13 protein-coding genes are annotated in these 17629 nt (G+C 71.3%); 5 read left to right on the top strand and 8 right to left on the bottom strand.

All coding sequences use genetic code 11. The features are described 5' to 3' along the window. Positions 1-123: 123 nt before the first annotated feature. Positions 124-1191 carry a uroporphyrinogen decarboxylase gene (gene hemE, locus ABZ318_RS24940; protein ID WP_356904692.1) on the bottom strand — a complete coding sequence of 356 codons (1068 nt, stop codon included), beginning with the start codon at positions 1189-1191 and terminating at the stop codon, positions 124-126. 98 nt (positions 1192-1289) lie between these two features. Between hemE and ABZ318_RS24935 the strand changes: the two genes are divergently transcribed. The 3 genes from ABZ318_RS24935 to ABZ318_RS24925 all read left to right on the top strand — a co-directional run bounded on the left by ABZ318_RS24935 (position 1290) and on the right by ABZ318_RS24925 (position 4308). Next, positions 1290-1982 (top strand): DUF3000 domain-containing protein, encoded by a 693-nt coding sequence (locus tag ABZ318_RS24935; RefSeq protein WP_356904689.1) that lies wholly within the window; start codon positions 1290-1292, stop codon positions 1980-1982. A gap of 296 nt (positions 1983-2278) precedes the next feature. Then, on the top strand, positions 2279-2944 hold the full coding sequence (locus ABZ318_RS24930) for a response regulator transcription factor (protein ID WP_015037008.1): 666 nt from the start codon (positions 2279-2281) through the stop codon (positions 2942-2944). A gap of 80 nt (positions 2945-3024) precedes the next feature. Next, on the top strand, positions 3025-4308 hold the full coding sequence (locus ABZ318_RS24925; RefSeq protein WP_356904688.1) for a ribonuclease D: 1284 nt from the start codon (positions 3025-3027) through the stop codon (positions 4306-4308). A 52-nt stretch (positions 4309-4360) separates the two neighbouring features. Here ABZ318_RS24925 and ABZ318_RS24920 read toward each other — a convergent pair whose 3' ends face one another. Beyond that, entirely contained in the window at positions 4361-5485 is a 1125-nt protein-coding gene (locus ABZ318_RS24920; protein WP_356904687.1) for an alpha/beta fold hydrolase, read from the bottom strand. Positions 5486-5790: 305 nt separating this feature from the next. On the opposite strand from ABZ318_RS24920, the gene ABZ318_RS24915 reads away from it, so the two are divergent. Further along, complete coding sequence (locus ABZ318_RS24915) at positions 5791-7005, top strand: acetyl-CoA C-acyltransferase (protein WP_093873537.1); 1215 nt, start codon at positions 5791-5793, stop codon at positions 7003-7005. After that, a complete protein-coding gene (locus ABZ318_RS24910; RefSeq protein WP_356904686.1) occupies positions 7002-9140 on the top strand; it encodes a 3-hydroxyacyl-CoA dehydrogenase NAD-binding domain-containing protein in 2139 nt (712 codons plus the stop codon). Before ABZ318_RS24915 ends, ABZ318_RS24910 begins: the two co-directional genes overlap by 4 nt. A 73-nt stretch (positions 9141-9213) precedes the next feature. On the opposite strand, the gene ABZ318_RS24905 is transcribed toward ABZ318_RS24910, so the two are convergent. From ABZ318_RS24905 to ABZ318_RS24880, 6 genes are all read right to left on the bottom strand, one after another. Continuing rightward, entirely contained in the window at positions 9214-10293 is a 1080-nt protein-coding gene (locus ABZ318_RS24905) for a hypothetical protein (RefSeq protein ID WP_356904685.1), read from the bottom strand. 109 nt (positions 10294-10402) lie between these two features. Further along, on the bottom strand, positions 10403-11881 hold the full coding sequence (locus tag ABZ318_RS24900) for an amino acid permease (protein ID WP_356904691.1): 1479 nt from the start codon (positions 11879-11881) through the stop codon (positions 10403-10405). 158 nt (positions 11882-12039) lie between these two features. Further along, the gene (gene dxs, locus ABZ318_RS24895; protein ID WP_356904684.1) at positions 12040-13959 is read right to left on the bottom strand and encodes a 1-deoxy-D-xylulose-5-phosphate synthase; all 1920 of its coding nucleotides are present in this window, start codon (positions 13957-13959) and stop codon (positions 12040-12042) included. A gap of 210 nt (positions 13960-14169) precedes the next feature. Beyond that, on the bottom strand, positions 14170-15387 hold the full coding sequence (locus ABZ318_RS24890) for a sugar ABC transporter permease (protein WP_356904690.1): 1218 nt from the start codon (positions 15385-15387) through the stop codon (positions 14170-14172). A gap of 50 nt (positions 15388-15437) precedes the next feature. Continuing rightward, positions 15438-16226: an ATP-binding cassette domain-containing protein gene (locus ABZ318_RS24885; protein WP_356904683.1), complete on the bottom strand. Its 789-nt coding sequence runs from the start codon at positions 16224-16226 to the stop codon at positions 15438-15440. A gap of 278 nt (positions 16227-16504) precedes the next feature. Further along, complete coding sequence (locus ABZ318_RS24880; protein WP_356904682.1) at positions 16505-17569, bottom strand: substrate-binding domain-containing protein; 1065 nt, start codon at positions 17567-17569, stop codon at positions 16505-16507. Positions 17570-17629 lie beyond the last annotated feature (60 nt).

Raw genomic sequence — 17629 nt, 5'->3', positions numbered from 1 at the left:
GGGCAGGACCGGGGTCATCAGGTCCATGGCGGCGTGTTCGACGAGGTGTCCGGTGGGGTGGCCGCCGGCGTCGCAGACGATCTCGGAATGCTGGGGCGGCGCACGGCGGCGCGTGGGCACCGCTCAGCGGGCCGTCCGCGTGTGCACGTACTCGACGAGACGGCTCAGCGCGTCCGGGTCCATCGCCGGCATGACGCCGTGGCCCAGGTTGAAGACGTGCCCCTCCAGGCCCTCGGCGGCGGCCAGGACCTCGTCGGTCTTGGCCTCCACGACCTCGCGCGAGGCGAAGAGCACGGCCGGGTCCAGGTTTCCCTGGAGGGCCTTGCCGGGGCCGACGCGGCGGGCGGCCTCGTCGAGCGGGACGCGCCAGTCGACGCCGACGACGTCCGCGCCGGCCTCGCCCATCAGGCCGAGCAGCTCGCCCGTGCCGACGCCGAAGTGGATGCGCGGGACCCCGTAGGAGGCGACCGCGTCGAAGACCTTGGTGGAGGCCGGCATCACCGAGCGGCGGTAGTCGGCCGGGGCGAGGGCGCCGACCCAGGAGTCGAAGAGCTGCACGGCGGAGGCGCCGGCCTCGATCTGGACCTTGAGGAAGGCCGAGGTGATCTCGGCGAGGCGGTCGAGCAGGTCGGCCCAGAGCTGCGGGTCGCCGTACATCATCGCCTTGGTGCGCTCGTGGCTGCGCGACGGGCCGCCCTCGACGAGGTAGCTCGCGAGGGTGAAAGGCGCGCCGGCGAAGCCGATGAGCGGGGTGTCGCCCAGCTCCCCGGTGAGCATGCCGATGGCCTCGGTGACGTAGTGGACGTCCTCGGGGGTGAGGTCGCGCAGCCGGGCCAGGTCGGCGCGGGTGCGGATCGGGTCGGCGACGACCGGGCCGACGCCGGGCTTGATGTCGAGGTCGAGGCCGATGGCCTTGAGCGGGACGACGATGTCGCTGAAGTAGATGGCGGCGTCGACCTTGTGGCGGCGCACCGGCTGGAGCGTGATCTCGGTGACCAGCTCGGGCCGCATGCACGACTCGAGCATGGGGATGCCCTCGCGGACCTTCAGGTACTCGGGGAGGGAGCGCCCGGCCTGTCGCATGAACCAGACGGGGGTGTGGGGGACCGGCTCGCGTCGGCACGCCTTGAGGAACGCGGAGTCGTACGTCCGCGACTGCTGCTTCGTCTGCTGGCCCTGCGGGCTGTCCATGGCACTCACGCCCAAATCTTCGCATGTGGCGGGAAGCCGCTCGTCCGGGCCGGGTGTCCTCCCTGCACAGAGGCCCCGTTCCGCCTACTCTTCCCCGCATGGCTGCGGCTCAGGGACATTTTTCCGATCATTCCGACGGCGATCGAGGGACGGACGAAACGGCGGACAGTACGGAGGCGAACCCGGTTCCGCCCGCCTTCCGGCGGGCGGTGGAGGCCTTGCGGTCGGCGAGGCTGCGGTCCGAGATCGAGATCGACCCGACCAGGCCGCCGCAGCGGCTCGCCCCGTACGCGTACGCGGTGGAGGCGGCTGTCGTGGAGGGCGAGGAGGACCTGGCGGACGGGCGGCTCGTGCTGCTGCACGACCCGGACGGCCACGAGGCCTGGAAGGGCACGTTCCGCCTGGTGACCCTGATCCGGGCGGAGCTGGAGCCGGAGATGGCGGCGGACCCGCTGCTGCCCGAGGTGTGCTGGTCCTGGCTGACCGGGGCGATGGAGGCGCGGGGGCTCTCGTACGGGGAGGCGAGCGGGACCGTGACGATGGCGGGCTCGCACTACTTCGGCGGGCTCGCGGACCGCAGGCCGGCGACCCAGATCGAGATCCGGGCGTCCTGGACCCCGCGCGAGGGCCTGGGCGGGGTGCCGGACACGGGGGCGCACCTGGCGGCCTGGTGCGATCTGCTCTGCCAGATCGCGGGTCTGCCGCCCGCGCCGGCGGACCCGGGGGCGGGGACGGTGACGGGCGCGGGGGTCGTCTCGCTGCCCCAGCGCCGGGGGCCGCAGGGGGCCTGAGGGACGCGGTCCGCGGAAGGCCTTCGGGCGCCGCGAGGCGTCCGGGCGCGGCCCGCGAGCCTCTCCGGAAGGGTGCCCTGGCGCTCCCCCGCGGGGGTGAAAGGGCGGGGCCCGCTCGTAGGATGATCGATCACGCGTCCGAATTGCCCTAATTGTTACTCACCAAATCGTGATCTTTCCCTAAAGGCGGGCGGCCCGGCTGCCGAAGGATTCAGTGACCCCTTCACTGCACGGGTTCGCCCCCGGCTTCTTCCCCGAGCCGGCTCCGTCCCGCACCCTTCCCCCCAGGAGGCCTGGTGTCCGTTCTCCTCGAGCAGCCCGCAAGCCTGGTCGCCTACCGCCCGAACAAGCCGACGGCCATGGTCGTCGTGGCCGATCCGCGCGTCCGTTCCACCGTGACCCGCCACCTGTGGGCCCTCGGAGTACGCGACGTGATCGAGGCTTCGTCCATCGCGGAGGCCCGTCCCCGCGTCGGCAACCCGCGCGACATCTGCGTTGCCGACGTCCACCTGCCCGACGGCAGCGGCCTGACCCTGCTGTCCGAGACCCGCGCCGCGGGCTGGCCCAACGGCCTCGCCCTCTCGGCCGCCGACGACATCGGCGCCGTGCGCAACGCCCTGGCGGGCGGCGTGAAGGGCTACGTCGTCACCGGCACCCGGACCAACATCGGTCACCCGACCCGCCCCGGCGCCGCCCCCATCGGCGCCGCGGCGGCCCGCCTCGGCCACCGCCGCCCCCCGGGTGCCCCGAGCCACCCGGGCGGCTACCGCGAGCTCTCCGGCCGTGAGGTCGAGGTGCTGCGGCTCGTCGCGGAGGGCCAGTCGAACAAGGCGATCGGCGTCTCCATGGGCCTCTCCGCCCTCACCGTCAAGAGCCACCTCGCCCGCATCGCCCGCAAGCTGGGCACCGGCGACCGCGCCGGCATGGTCGCGGTGGCCCTGCGGACGGGGATCATCCACTGACGGCCGGTGGACACGGGCCCGCGCCTGTCGGCGGAACGTTCCGTCGACAGGCGCTTGCCGTTCACCGATACCCTTGACACGTGACCGACGCCCAAGAGACCGCAGCAGACACAGCACTGCGCACCACCGGGGGCGGCCCCCCGGACGACGATGTCCCTGCGAATGGGCTTCCGATCCCGTTGCTGGAGCCCCGCGAGGGGATCCCGCCCGTCGTCGAGACCGAGGACGCCCTCGCCGAGGTGATCGCCGCGTTCGCCGCCGGGAGCGGTCCCGTGGCCGTGGACGCCGAGCGCGCCTCCGGCTACCGCTACGGCCAGCGCGCCTATCTCGTCCAGCTCCGCCGCGAGGGCGCGGGCACCGCGCTCGTCGACCCCGTCGGCTGTCCCGATCTCTCGGGGCTCGGCGAGGCGCTCGCCGGGACCGAGTGGATCCTGCACGCCGCGACCCAGGACCTCCCGTGCCTGCGTGACATAGGCATGCTCCCCACCTCGCTCTTCGACACCGAGCTGGCCGGCCGTCTCGCGGGCTTCCCGCGGGTCGGCCTCGGCGCGATGGTCGAGTCCGTCCTCGGCTACGCCCTGGAGAAGGGCCACTCCGCGGTCGACTGGTCGACCCGTCCGCTGCCCGAGCCGTGGCTGCGGTACGCGGCGCTCGACGTCGAGCTCCTCGTCGACCTGCGCGACGCGCTGGAGAAGGAGCTCGACCGGCAGGGCAAGCTGGAGTGGGCCCGCCAGGAGTTCGACGCGATCGCCTCGGCCCCGCCCGCGCCGCCGCGCAAGGACCCGTGGCGCCGCACCTCCGGCATGCACAAGGTGCGCCGCCGGCGTCAGATGGCGGTCGTACGGGAGCTGTGGACGGCCCGTGACAAGGTCGCCCAGCGGCGCGACGTCTCCCCCGGCAAGGTGCTGAGCGACGCGGCGATCGTGGAGGCGGCGCTCGCGGTGCCGGTGAACGTGGCCGCGCTCACCGCGCTGCCCGGCTTCGGCAACCGGACGGGCCGCCGTCAGCTGGAGCAGTGGCAGGCCGCGGTGGACCGTGCCCGGGCCCTCCCGGAGAGCGAGCTGCCCCAGCCGGGCCAGCAGGTGGCGGGCCCGCCCCCGCCGCGCGCCTGGGCGGACAAGGACCCGGTCGCGGCGGCCCGCCTCGCGGCGGCGCGCGCGGCGGTCTCGGCGCTCGCGGAGGAGCTGAACCTCCCGCAGGAGAACCTGATCACCCCGGACACCGTGCGCCGGGTCTGCTGGGAGCCGCCGTCCCCGGGCACCCCGGACACGGTCGCCGCCGCCCTCACGGGCTACGGAGCCCGCCCGTGGCAGGTCGAGCTGGTGACCCCGCTGCTGGTGAAGGCGCTGGCCGCAAGCGCGTGACGCCGCTGGGAGGGCCCCCGACGTCTGGGAAGGCGCCGGGGCCCTCCCTTTCCTACGGCGCCGGGCTGAGGTTGCCGTCGGTGTCCATGTCGAAGACGCCCTGGGTCTTGCCGTCGACCTTGAGGTGCTTGAGCCAGTGCTTCGACAGGTTGTGCAGGTTCTTGTGCTGCATCTCCCAGACCAGCGAGTGCCCGGCGCAGGCCAGCTTGACCATCAGCTTGTGGGGGCCCGCGATGGCGCCGTAGAGCGCGGCGAGCGAGAAGTTGAGTTCCGGGTTCGGGTTGGGCGGTGAGGTGTTGACCTGGCGGTCGTGCTCCCCGTAGACGATCAGCACGGGCACGCGTCCGCCGAGCACTCCGCCCTTGGCCGCGGTGGTCTCGTTCCATCCCCACCTGGCGAAGTTCCTGATCCGGTTGAGCCCCTCCGTGGGTTTGCCCCAGGTACTGCCGATCGGGTCGCTCTTCATGATCGCGTCCCACGCCGCCTCGACGACGGCATCCTCGCGCTGGCCCTCGCAGTGCACCTCGGTCTTCCAGCCCGCGTCGAACCCCGCCTTCGTGCCGAGGAGGGTCGGGAAGCCCGGTTGCGGCAGCGGGGACGGCGGCGTCGACGCCCCCTTGAACGGGAAGATCGGGGCCAGCAGGAACAGGCTCTCCACCTTGTCCGGGTTGTTGACCGCGTACGGCCCCATCGTGAAGGCGGCGGCCGACCAGCCGATGAAGGCGACCTTCTCCGCCTCGCACTCGTCGAGGACGAACTTCACGACGGTGTTCAGTTCGTCCCGGTCGCTGAACGAGTTGTTCAGCTGGAACGGATAGTTCGGCGGGCCGGGCGTGAACCCCGGTGGCCTCGGCGTCAGCAGGTTCTGCTGGGCGGGATTGACGTTGAGGGGGTCGTCCATCGTGGGGCGCGGCGAGAGTCCGGAGCCCTGGAGGTCCATCATGAAGACGTCGTAACCCGCCTTCGCCAGCGCCTCGGCCCAGCTGTACGTCTCGTACGGGAGATCGAAGCCGGCGAGCACGGGGACGCTCCGGCCGTGGAGCGCGAGGACGGGCCTGCGCGGCTGTCCCGGGGGCGTTCCGTTCCGCTCCCGCACGAAGAGCTCGACCATCCGGCCGTCGTTCGCGGGAACGGTGGACTTGTGGGGGACCTTGTGGTCGGTGGTGACGATCGGCATGGGAGTCCGTTCCATGAGCCTGGTCCGGGGCCCGGCGCCCCGGCCCTGCCAGCGTTCGCGCGCCGGGAGCCGCACGCCATGGCTCGGCCGGTCGCCTGCGCCCATCGGGTTGCGGGACCCTCCGATCGGAGGGGCGCACGGGGGCGCACGAGCGTCCCGGCGGCTTCCATGGGGTGTGACCTTCACCGCTTGGCCCTCAGGGGGTGGGCAGCTTGGTTACCCACAAGTAGCATGGGGGGAGCAAGCGCACGCTTAGGCGTGGGCCGCAGCAGCAGTGCCATCCCGCACCCTGGAGGAGAGCCATCGTGCCTCGTACCGTCAGGGACGTCGTCTTCGTCGACGGCGTCCGCACCCCGTTCGGCAAGGCGGGCCCGAAGGGCATCTACCACGAGACCCGCGCCGACGACCTCGTCGTGAAGGCCATCCGGGAGCTGCTGCGCCGCAACCCGGGCCTCGACCCCGCGAAGATCGACGAGGTCGCCATCGCCGCGACCACGCAGATCGGCGACCAGGGCCTGACCCTCGGCCGCACGGCGGGCATCCTCGCCGGGCTGCCGCAGTCGGTGCCGGGCTACTCCATCGACCGCATGTGCGCCGGTGCCCTCACGGCCGTGACGAGCGTCGCCGGTTCGATCGCCTTCGGCGCGTACGACGCCGTCATCGCCGGTGGCGTCGAGCACATGGGCCGCCACCCCATGGGCGAGGGCGTCGACCCCAACCCGCGGTTCGTCAGCGAGAAGCTGGTCGACGAGTCCGCCCTCTTCATGGGCATGACCGCCGAGAACCTGCACGACCGCTACCCGAGCATCACCAAGCAGCGCGCCGACGAGTACGCCGTGCGCTCGCAGGAGAAGGCCGCCAAGGCGTACGCCGACGGCAAGATCCAGCAGGACCTGGTGCCGATCTCGGTGCGCCGCACCGACCCCGCCGGCGGCGAGACCGGCTGGGGCCTGGTCACCGCCGACGAGCCGATGCGCCCGGGCACCACCCTGGAGTCGCTGGCGAACCTGAAGACGCCGTTCCGCGTCCACGGCAACGTCACCGCGGGCAACGCGGCCGGCCTCAACGACGGCGCCACCGCCTCGATCATCGCCTCCGAGGACTTCGCCCGCGAGAACGACCTCCCGGTCAAGATGCGCCTGGTCTCGTACGCCTTCGCCGGCGTCGAGCCCGAGGTCATGGGCTACGGCCCGATCCCGGCGACCGAGAAGGCCCTCGCGCAGGCCGGTCTGTCCATCGAGGACATCGGCCTCTTCGAGATCAACGAGGCCTTCGCGGTCCAGGTCCTCGCGTTCCTGGAGCACTACGGCATCGCCGACGACGACGCCCGCGTGAACCAGTACGGCGGTGCGATCGCCTACGGTCACCCGCTCGCCTCCTCCGGCGTCCGTCTGATGACGCAGCTGGCCCGCCAGTTCGAGGAGCACCCGGAGGTCCGCTACGGCCTCAACACGATGTGCGTCGGCTTCGGCATGGGCGCCACGGTCATCTGGGAAAACCCCCACTGGGAGGGCAAGTGAGCACCACCGCCGAGCTTCTGAAGGGCGCCGCCGAGCTCTTCCCGGACGAGGTCGTGACCTCGGCCCACGTACGGCACTTCGAACTGCCCGCGGGTGCGGGCCGGTTCGCGCTGATCACGCTGGACAACGGCTTCGACCACACCAAGCCGACCACCTTCGGCCCGCAGTCCCTCGCCAACCTGAACGCGGCGATCGACCAGGTCGAGGCCGAGGCCGCGAACGGTGAGATCGTCGGCGTCGGCATCACCGGCAAGCCGTTCATCTTCGCCGTCGGCGCCGACCTCAAGGGCGTCGAGCTGCTCAAGAAGCACGACGAGGCGCTCGCCATCGGCAAGGGCGGCCACGACGTCTTCAAGCGTCTGTCCGCGCTCGCCGTGCCGACCTTCGCGTACTACAACGGCGCGGCCATGGGCGGCGGCGTCGAGGTCGGTCTGCACTGCACCTACCGCACCGTGTCGAAGGCCCTGCCGGCCTTCTCGCTGCCCGAGGTCTTCCTCGGCCTGGTGCCCGGCTGGGGCGGCTGCGCCATCCTGCCGAACCTGATCGGTGCCGAGAAGGCCGTCTCGGTCATCATCGAGAACTCCCTCAACCAGAACCGCCAGCTCAAGGGCGCGCAGGTCTTCGAGCTCGGCATCGCCGACGCCCTCTTCGAGGGCGCCGACTTCCTGGAGCAGTCGCTGATCTGGACCGCCTCGGTCCTCAAGGGCGACGTCACCGTGGACCGTCCCGAGGTCGACCGCGGCGAGGCCTGGGACCAGGCCGTCGCCAAGGGCCGCGCCATCGCCGACTCCAAGGTGCACGGCGCCGCCCCGGCCGCCTACCGCGCCCTCGACATCATCGAGGCCGCCAAGGACGGCGACCTGCAGAAGGGCTTCGACGCCGAGGACCAGGCCCTCGCGGACCTGATCATGGGCGGCGAGCTGCGCTCCGGCATCTACGCCTTCAACCTGGTGCAGAAGCGCGGCAAGCGCCCGGCCGGTGCCCCGGACAAGTCCCTGGCCCGCCCGGTCACCAAGGTCGGCGTCGTCGGCGCCGGTCTGATGGCCTCCCAGCTCGCCCTGCTCTTCCTGCGCCGCCTGGAGGTGCCGGTCGTCCTGACCGACATCGACCAGGAGCGCGTCGACAAGGGCGTGGGCTACGTCCACGGCGAGATCGACAAGCTGCTCGGCAAGGGCCGCATCAACCAGGACAAGGCCAACCGCCTCAAGGGCCTGGTCTCCGGTGTCCTGGACAAGGCCGAGGGCTTCGCGGACGCGGACTTCATCATCGAGGCCGTGTTCGAGGAGATGTCCGTCAAGCAGAAGGTGTTCGCGGAGGTCGAGGCCGTCGCCCCGGCGCACGCGATCCTCGCCACCAACACCTCCTCGCTGTCGGTCTCCGAGATGGCGTCCAAGCTCCAGCACCCGGAGCGCGTGGTCGGCTTCCACTTCTTCAACCCGGTCGCGGTCCTCCCCCTCCTGGAGATCGTCAAGGGCGAGCAGACCGACGACGCCTCCCTGGCCACCGCCTTCGGCGTCGCCAAGAAGCTGAAGAAGACCGCGGTCCTCACCAAGGACGCCCCGGCGTTCGTCGTGAACCGCATCCTGACCCGCTTCATGGGCGAGATCCAGAACGTCATCGACGAGGGCACCTCCGTCGAGACGGCGGAGAAGGCGGTCGAGCCGCTCGGCCTGCCGATGTCCCCGCTCGTCCTCCTGGAGCTCGTCGGCCCGGCCATCGGTCTGCACGTCTCCGAGACCCTGAACCGCGCCTTCCCGGAGCGCTTCACGGTCTCCCCCAACCTGAAGGCCGTCGTCGAGGCCGGCAAGCGCGGCTTCTACGTCTACAAGCCGGAGAACGGCTTCAAGCCGGAGCTCGACCCCGAGGTCGCCGCGCTCCTGAAGCAGGGCGACACCGTCCTGACGGAGGAGCAGGTCCGCGACCGCGTCCTCGACGCGGTGGCGCAGGAGATCGGCCTCATGCTGGAGGAGGGTGTCGTCGCCGAGGCGCAGGACATCGACCTCTGCCTGATCACCGGTGCGGGCTGGCCCTTCCACCTGGGCGGCATCACGCCGTACCTGGACCGTGAGGGCGTCTCCGAGCGCGTCAACGGCAAGCGTTTCCTGGCCCAGGGCGTGGCGAGCGTCCCGGCGTAACACCAGGGCGTCATGACGGACGGCCCCGGCACCTCGCACAGGTGCCGGGGCCGTTCCCGTATCGCGGGGGGACTCACCCTATGGAGCGCCAGCCTTCGAGCAGCAGCCCCTCGGCTCCCGCCTTCTGACGGGCGGTGACCGGCGTGCGCCCGTCGGCGACGGTCATCACGACCAGACCGCCGTCGAGGCCGCGGGTGAGGACGGCGTCCAGGTTCCCGTGCCGCTCCCCGGTCTCCGACCAGTTCAGGCCCTCCGCCTCCTGCTCGCTGGGGTAGGCGGCGAGGGCGAGCCGGCCGTCCTCGGACTGCTGGGCGAGGACCGTGCAGTCGAAGCCGTCGATGAGACAGCGGGCGGCGGACAGCCGGCCGGTGCCGACGGCCTTGCCCAGCGGCGTCGGCCGCAGGGAGCGCTCCGGCGACCAGGCCATGACCCGGCCCTCCTGGTCGAGGTAGAAGAGCGTCGCGTGCCCGGAGGGGCCGGTGACGGCCGCGAGGGTGCCCATGGTCACCGAGGCGGGCAGTATCTCCTCGCGGAGCGGCTTCGCCCCGGCTTCGCGCTGGACGTAGCGGACGAGGCCCGTGGCGTGCGAGCTGTACAGCTCGACGAGGCCGGAGCCGTTGGTGAGGGCGACCGGCGAGGGGTCGGTCCTGGAGCCCTTCAGGTCCCACCAGGGGTGCCAGCCGCCCGCGTCCTTCTGGGCGCGGACGCTGAGGCCGCCGCCGCCGTTCCGCACGAAGGCGTAGACGCGGCCCTGGGCGTCCACGGCGACGGCGGGGTTTCCGGTCCAGGGGCCCTTGCCGTTCGAGTGCCCCAGGGGCCGCCAGGCGGCCGCGGGACGGCCCGTCTGGAACTGGACGGCGTGCACCAGCTCGACGTGGCCCTCGTCCCCGCCCGTCGGCCGCAGGCCGACGAGGTGGACGTAGCGGTCGGCGCCCTGGCCGACGGCGAGGAAGGGGGTCAGGCCGTCACCGCCGAGGGAGACGGGGCCGCTCCAGCCGCCGCCGGGCTCCTCGGTCCAGCGCACCACCTCGCCGTCCCGGGGCAGGTAGGCGCTGAACCGGCCCTCCTCCCCTCTGGTCAGCCAGCCGCCCTGGAGCACGGGGGCGGCGGGGCCGTGGGAACGGTCGGTGGGGGCCTGGGATCGATTCGCCATGGGGGGATCCAGCACTCCGGTCGTCGGGAGGAGTTCGGGTACGAACCCGACTGTATCCGCCCTCCCGGACGCTCTCCGCCGCGCCCGGGGACCCCGCGGCCCGACCCGCTCAGTACCGGGCGTTCCGGCCCTCCCGGCCGAGCCGGCTGTGACCGCGTCCGTACAGGAAGTACACGAAGAAGCCGATCACCATCCAGACGGCGAACCGGAACCAGGTCTCGCCCGGCAGGTTGAGCATCAGCCAGACCGAGGCGGCGATGGAGAGGATCGGCAGCACGGGCACCCAGGGGGTGCGGAAGGCGCGCGGCAGGTCGGGGCGGGTGCGGCGGAGCACCATGACGCCGACGGCGACGACGACGAAGGCGAAGAGGGTGCCGATGTTCACCAGGGTCGCCAGTTCGTTGATGCTGGTGAAGCCGGCGACGATCGCGATGATCACACCGAGCAGGATGGTCGGCCGGTACGGGGTCCTGAACCGGGGGTGCGTGACGGAGAAGAAGCGCGGCAGCAGACCGTCGCGGCTCATCGCGAAGAAGACGCGGGTCTGGCCGAGCAGCAGGATCAGGCAGACGGTGGTGAGGCCGACGGCGGCGCCGAAGCTGATCACGCCCGCGTAGAACGGGTGTCCCGCCGCCTTGAAGGCATCGGCGAGCGGGGCGCTCACGGACAGCTCGGTGTAGTGCTGCATGCCGGTGACGACGAGGGCCACGGCCACGTACAGCACGGTGCAGATGAAGAGCGAGCCGAGGATGCCCCGGGGCATGTCCCGCTGCGGCAGCTTGGTCTCCTCCGCGGCGGTGGCCACCACGTCGAAGCCGATGAAGGCGAAGAAGACGACGGAGGCGGCGGTGAAGATGCCCATGACGCCGAAGTTCGTCGGCTCGTAGCCGAAGATCGTCTGGACCAGCGGGGAGTTCCAGTTGTCGCCGCCGCCCTCGGGGGTGACGGCCTTCGGGATGAAGGGCTTGTAGTTGTCGCCGACGATGAAGAACAGGCCGGCGATGATCACGATCATCACCACGGTCACCTTGATCGCGACGACGACCGCGGTGATCCGGGCGGAGAGCTTCATGCCCAGGACGAGGACGACGGTCAGCACGAGGACGAGCAGGAACGCCAGGATGTCGAAGGTGCCGCCCGCGACGTCCGGGCCTTCCAGCGAGGCCGGCAGGTGCCAGCCGATGTTGTCCATCAGGGATCTGACGTACCCGGACCAGCCGACGGCGACCACCGCCGTACCGAGGGCGAACTCCAGGACCAGGTCCCAGCCGATGATCCAGGCGGGCAACTCGCCGATCGAGGCGTACGCGAAGGTGTACGCCGATCCCGCCACCGGCACCGTCGAGGCGAACTCGGCGTAGCACAGGGCGGCGAGGGCGCAGACGATGCCGGCGGCGACGAAGGCGAGGGCGGTGGCCGGCCCGGCGTTCTCCTTGGCGACCTTGCCGGTGAGGACGAAGATGCCGGTGCCGATGATGACGCCGACGCCGAACACCGTCAGGTCCCAGGCCGACAGGGACTTCCGGAGCGCGTGCTCCGGCTCCTCCGTGTCGCGGATCGACTGCTCGACCGACTTGGTCCGGAACATTCCGGTATTGGCGCGTGGCTGCTGCTGGTCCGTACTCACGTGCACCTCCCTGCCATGGGGCTGCCCGCCCTGTGGCCAGAATGCACGCGAAAGGGCCGGTCGGCACTCCGAAGAGTGATCCGACCGGCCCAAGGGTGACGCCTGGTGATGCCGCTCCGTCAGTCGCGGGCGGGCTCCACGGCCTTGGCGCTGCTCTCGAACCGTCCGTCGAGCCGCGAGACCAGACCGGTGACCTGGCGCGCGATGTCCGGGGCGGTCAGCCCGATCTCGGCCAGGACCTCACCGCGGGAGGCGTGGTCGAGGAAGCGCGGCGGGATGCCGAAGTCACGCAGCGGTACGTCCACACCGGCGTCGCGCAGCGCCTGGGCGATGGCGGAGCCGACACCGCCGACGCGGCTGTTGTCCTCGACGGTGACGACGACCCGGTGGCGCTCGGCCAGCGGGGCGAGGGCCTCGTCGACCGGCTTGACCCAGCGGGGGTCGACGACGGTGGTGGAGATGCCTTGCTTGTCGAGCAGGTCGGCGATCTCCAGGCACATCGGCGCGAGGGCGCCCACGGAGACCAGGAGGACGTCCGGCCGCTCGCTGTCGGCCTCGCGGAGCACGTCCATGCCGCCGACGCGGCGCACGGCGGGGACGGCCGGGCCGACCGCGCCCTTGGAGAAGCGCACCACGGTCGGGGCGTCGGTGACCTCGACGGCCTCGCGCAGCTGGGCGCGGACCTGGTCGGCGTCGCGCGGGGCGGCGAGCCGCAGGCCGGGCACGACCTGGAGGATCGACATGTCCCACATGCCGTTGTGCGAGGCGCCGTCGGTGCCGGTGACGCCGGCCCGGTCCAGGACGAAGGTGACGCCGCACTTGTGCAGGGCCACGTCCATCAGGACCTGGTCGAAGGCGCGGTTGAGGAAGGTCGCGTAGACCGCGAAGACCGGGTGGAGGCCGCCGGTGGCGAGGCCGGCCGCGGAGACCGCGCCGTGCTGCTCGGCGATGCCGACGTCGAAGACCCGCTCGGGGAAGGCCTTGGCGAACTTGTCGAGGCCGACGGGCTGGAGCATGGCCGCGGTGATGGCGACGATGTCCTGGCGCTCCTTGCCGAGCGCCACCATCTCCTCGCCGAAGACCGAGGTCCAGTCGGCGCCGGAGGAGGCGATGGGCAGGCCGGTGTCGGGGTGGATCTTGCCGACGGCGTGGAAGCGGTCGGCCTCGTCCTGGAGGGCGGGCTGGTAGCCGCGGCCCTTCTCGGTGAGGCAGTGGACGATCACCGGGCCGCCGAAGCGCTTGGCGCGCGTGAGGGCGGACTCCAGGGCCTCGATGTCGTGGCCGTCGATGGGGCCGACGTACTTGAGGCCGAGGTCCTCGAACATGCCCTGCGGGGCGATGAAGTCCTTGAGGCCCTTCTTGGCGCCGTGCAGGGTCTCGTAGAGCGGCTTCCCGACGACCGGGGTGCGCTCCAGGATGTCCTTGCCGCGGGCGAGGAAGCGCTCGTAGCCGTCGGTGGTGCGCAGGGTGGCCAGGTGGTTGGCGAGGCCGCCGATGGTGGGCGCGTAGGAGCGCTCGTTGTCGTTGACGACGATGACGAGCGGCCGGTCCTTGGCGGCGGCGATGTTGTTCAGCGCCTCCCAGGCCATGCCGCCGGTGAGGGCGCCGTCGCCGATGACCGCGACGACGTGGTCGTCCTTCTTCAGGACCTCGTTCGCCTTGGCCAGGCCGTCGGCCCAGCCGAGGACAGTGGAGGCGTGCGAGTTCTCGATGACGTCGTGCTCGGACTCGGCCTGCGAGGGGTAGCCGGAGAGGCCGCCCTTCATCTTGAGCTTCGAGAAGTCCTGGCGTCCGGTGAGGAGCTTGTGGACGTAGCTCTGGTGGCCGGTGTCCCAGAGGACCTTGTCCTTCGGGGAGTCGAACACCCGGTGCAGGGCGATGGTCAGCTCGACCACACCGAGGTTGGGGCCGAGGTGCCCGCCGGTCTTGGAGACGGCGTCCACGAGGAACGTCCTGATCTCGTCGGCCAGCTGGTCCAGCTGTTCCGGGGAGAGCCGGTCCAGATCTCGCGGTCCCCTGATACGGGTCAGCAGAGCCACCCGTTCCTCCTTGCTTTGAGCTGGTCGAGCTTGCCGATTTGTCGAGTCTAATGTTCCGTCTTGGATCGTGGGCATCGGGCCGGGGGGTCAGGCGTCACCCTCACGGCCGACAAGCCGCTGATCTGTACGGCTCTGTACGCACGCGTGCACTGGTCCGGACGCGCCACAGCCCGGCACCGGTTTCCCGGTGCCGGGCTGCTGTGACGAGGGTTACGCGCGGCCCGCCGTCTTCTGCGTGCGGCGGGAGACCGAGTCGATGATCACGGCGATGAGCAGGACCGCTCCGGTGATCATGTACTGGATCGCGTTCGAGGACAGGTTCATCTGGTTGAGGCCCTGGACGATCGACTGGATGACCAGGATGCCCAGGAGCGCCGACCAGACCTTGCCGCGTCCGCCGAACAGGGACGTGCCGCCGATGACCGCGGCCGCGATGCACATCATCAGCTGGTTGCCGCCGCCGAGGGAGCGGTCGGCGCCGCCCGTCGCGGAGGCGAGGAAGAGACCGCCGACGGCGCCCATCGTGCCGGAGATCATGAAGACCGAGATCCGGATCCAGTCCACGCTGATGCCGGCGCGGCGGGCGGCCTCGATACCGCCGCCGACCGCGAAGACCTGACGGCCGTACGTGGTGCGGCGCAGGACGAAGTCGGTGACGAGCAGGATCACCAGGAAGATCACCAGGGAGAGCGGCAGGCCCTTCTCCTGGTTGAAGCCGTACGCGGCGACGAGGACCAGGACCGCGAGGACGGCGGTGCGCAGGATGATCTCGCTCTGCGGGCGGTGCGGCAGCTCGGCGGCCTTGCGGCGGCGGGAGTCGCGCAGCTGGGCGAGGTAGAAGCCGGCGATGACGGCCACGGCGAGGCCGTAGGCGGCGGCGACGTCGGAGAAGTAGTACTTGGTGAGGTCCTCGACGAAGCTGCCGATCGGGGTGGGGATGGTCGACCGGTCGCCCATCACCCAGGTCTGCAGACCGGCCCAGCCGAGGAAGCCGGCGAGGGTGACGACGAAGGCGGGCACGCCGATCTTGGCGAAGACGATGCCGTGGAAGGCGCCGATCAGGGTGCCGGACAGGATGCCGAGGAGGATGGCGAGGCCGTCGGGCATGTCGGTGCCGAGGACGCCCCAGACCGAGCCGGCCAGACCCGCCACGGAGCCGACGGCGAGGTCGATCTCGCCGAGCAGCAGGACGAAGACGATGCCGACGGCCATGATGCCGGGGCCGACCGCGTACAGGGTGATCTGGTCGAGGTTGTACGAGGTGATGAAGTTGCCGGTGAGGGCCTGGAAGACGACGCCGATGACGATCAGGCCGACGACGACGGGCAGCGAGCCGATCTCGCCCGAGCGGATCTTGCGCTTGAACTCGTCGACGTAGCCCTTGAAGCCCTGCTCGCGGACGAGGAGGCGGGGGTCGACGGCGGGCACCGCGGCGGGCGCCGGCTCCGCGGGCGCGGCCGCGGGCGAGGGGGTCGTGCTCACTTCGCTACCTCCGCGTTGCGGGCCTGGCGGCGGGTCACGGCGTTGTCCGTGGCACCGGTGATCGCGGCGATGATCTCTTCGTGCGTGGTGGTGGCCACCGGGAAGGTGCCGTTGTTGCGGCCGAGGCGCAGCACGGCCACGGTGTCGGCGACGGCCTTGACGTCGGCCATGTTGTGGCTGATGAGGATGACGCCGAGGCCCCGCTCGCGCAGCCGCTCGACCAGGTCGAGGACCTGCGCGGTCTGCTCGACGCCGAGCGCGGCGGTGGGCTCGTCCAGGATCACGATCTTCGGGTCGCCGACCAGGGCGCGGGCGATGGCCACGACCTGCCGCTGGCCGCCGGAGAGGGCGGCGACGGGGATGCGGACGCTGGGGATGCGGATGGAGAGCGTGGAGAGCAGGTCCTTGGCCCGCTTCTCCATGGCGACCTCGTCGAGGACGCCGCCCTTCTTGATCTCGCGGCCGAGGAACAGGTTGGCGACGACGTCGAGGTTGTCGCAGAGCGCGAGGTCCTGGTAGACGGTCGCGACACCGAGGTTCTGGGAGTCGTGCGGGCGCTGGATCTCGACGCGCTCGCCCTCCCACTCGATGACGCCCTCGTCGATGGGGTGCACGCCGGCGATCGTCTTGACCAGCGTGGACTTTCCCGCTCCGTTGTCGCCGACGAGCGCGACGACCTCTCCTGCGTGGACTTCGAGATCGACACCGGAGAGGACCTGGACCGCTCCGAACCGCTTGAAGATCCCGCGCAACGCCAGCACGGGCGTCTGGGACACGTGAACCAACTCCTTCGCCGCCCGGGGGGCGGCGGCATGTCGCGCCGCCGGTGCAGCGCCGAAGTTTCGAGGGGGGCTGGGCTCGTCCGGCCCCCGGACCGACAGCGGGGTCTGGGTCGGCCGGGGGCCGGACGGGCTTGGGGGCGGATCCGGGCGTCGTGCGCCGGCCTTGTTACCGGGGGTCTTCACCCTCTGTACTCGGGGCCGCGCGGCGCCCGCTTCGGGGGCGGCTCACGCCGGGATCCGTGCCGGCGGGCCCTCGGGGGGCCCGGCCGGGTCGGGCGGGGTTACTTGATGCCCAGCTCGGTGCACTTGGCGGCGAGGTCCGCCGTGCAGAGGTCGGCGGCCTTGTAGATGCCGTCCTTGACGACCGTGGACTGGATGTTGGTCTTGTCGACCACGACCGGGGCGAAGAGCGTGGAGGGCACGCCGTCGGTCGCGCCCTGGGCGCCGAGGTCCTTGCCCTTGAGCAGGTTCACCGCGAACTTGGCGGCCTCGGGGGCCAGCTGGAGCGGCGACTTGTAGATGGTGAAGGTCTGGGTGCCGGCGATGATGCGCTGGATACCCGCGACCTCGGCGTCCTGGCCGCCCACCGGGATGCCCTTGACGCCGGCGTTCTCGAGGGAGGTGATGATGCCGCCGGCCATGCCGTCGTTCGCGGAGTAGACGGCGCCGATCTTGTCCTTGCCGACCGAGGAGATCGCGGCGGACATCTTCTCGCCCGCGACCTTCGGGTCCCACTCGCCGGAGGCCTCGTAGGCGATCTTGCCGACCTTGCCGTCGAGGGCGGTGTGGGCGCCCTTCTTGAACAGGGCGGCGTTCGGGTCCTTCTCGTCGCCGTTGATCATCACGACGTTGGCGGTGGCGGCCTTCGCGCCGAGCGCGGTCAGCAGGGCCTGGCCCTGGAGCTCGCCGACCTTGTTGTTGTCGTGGCTGACGTAGGCGTCGGCGCCCGGGACGGCGCGGTCGTACGCGACGACCTTGACACCCTTGGCCTTCGCGTCCTTGACCCAGCCCTCGGCCTTGGCGGCGTCGACCGGGTCGAGGGCGATGACCTTGACGCCGTCGGCGATCAACTGGTCGAACTGCTGCTTCTGCTTCACGACGTCGGAGACCGCGTTGTTGTAGACGATCTCGCAGTCGGAGCAGGCGGCCTTGACGGCCTTCTCGAACTGGGGCTTGTCCAGGGCCTCGTAACGCGAGGTCTTGTTCTCCGGCAGGAGCAGACCGATCTTGGTCGAGCTGCCCTTGTCACCGCTGTCGCCGCCGCCGGCCTGGCCGCAGGCGGCGAGCGAGAGGGCCATCGAGACCGCGGCCGTGGCTATGACGGCACGACGCGTCACTGCGTTCATGTGGGGTTGCCTCCCTGACGAGGCCGCGACGGTGCGGCCGAGGTGTCCCGAAGTCAACTC

Source organism: Streptomyces sp. NPDC006197, from assembly GCF_040613865.1.
Lineage (GTDB): Bacteria > Actinomycetota > Actinomycetes > Streptomycetales > Streptomycetaceae > Streptomyces.
This window is presented reverse-complemented; position numbering and strand designations above follow the sequence as displayed.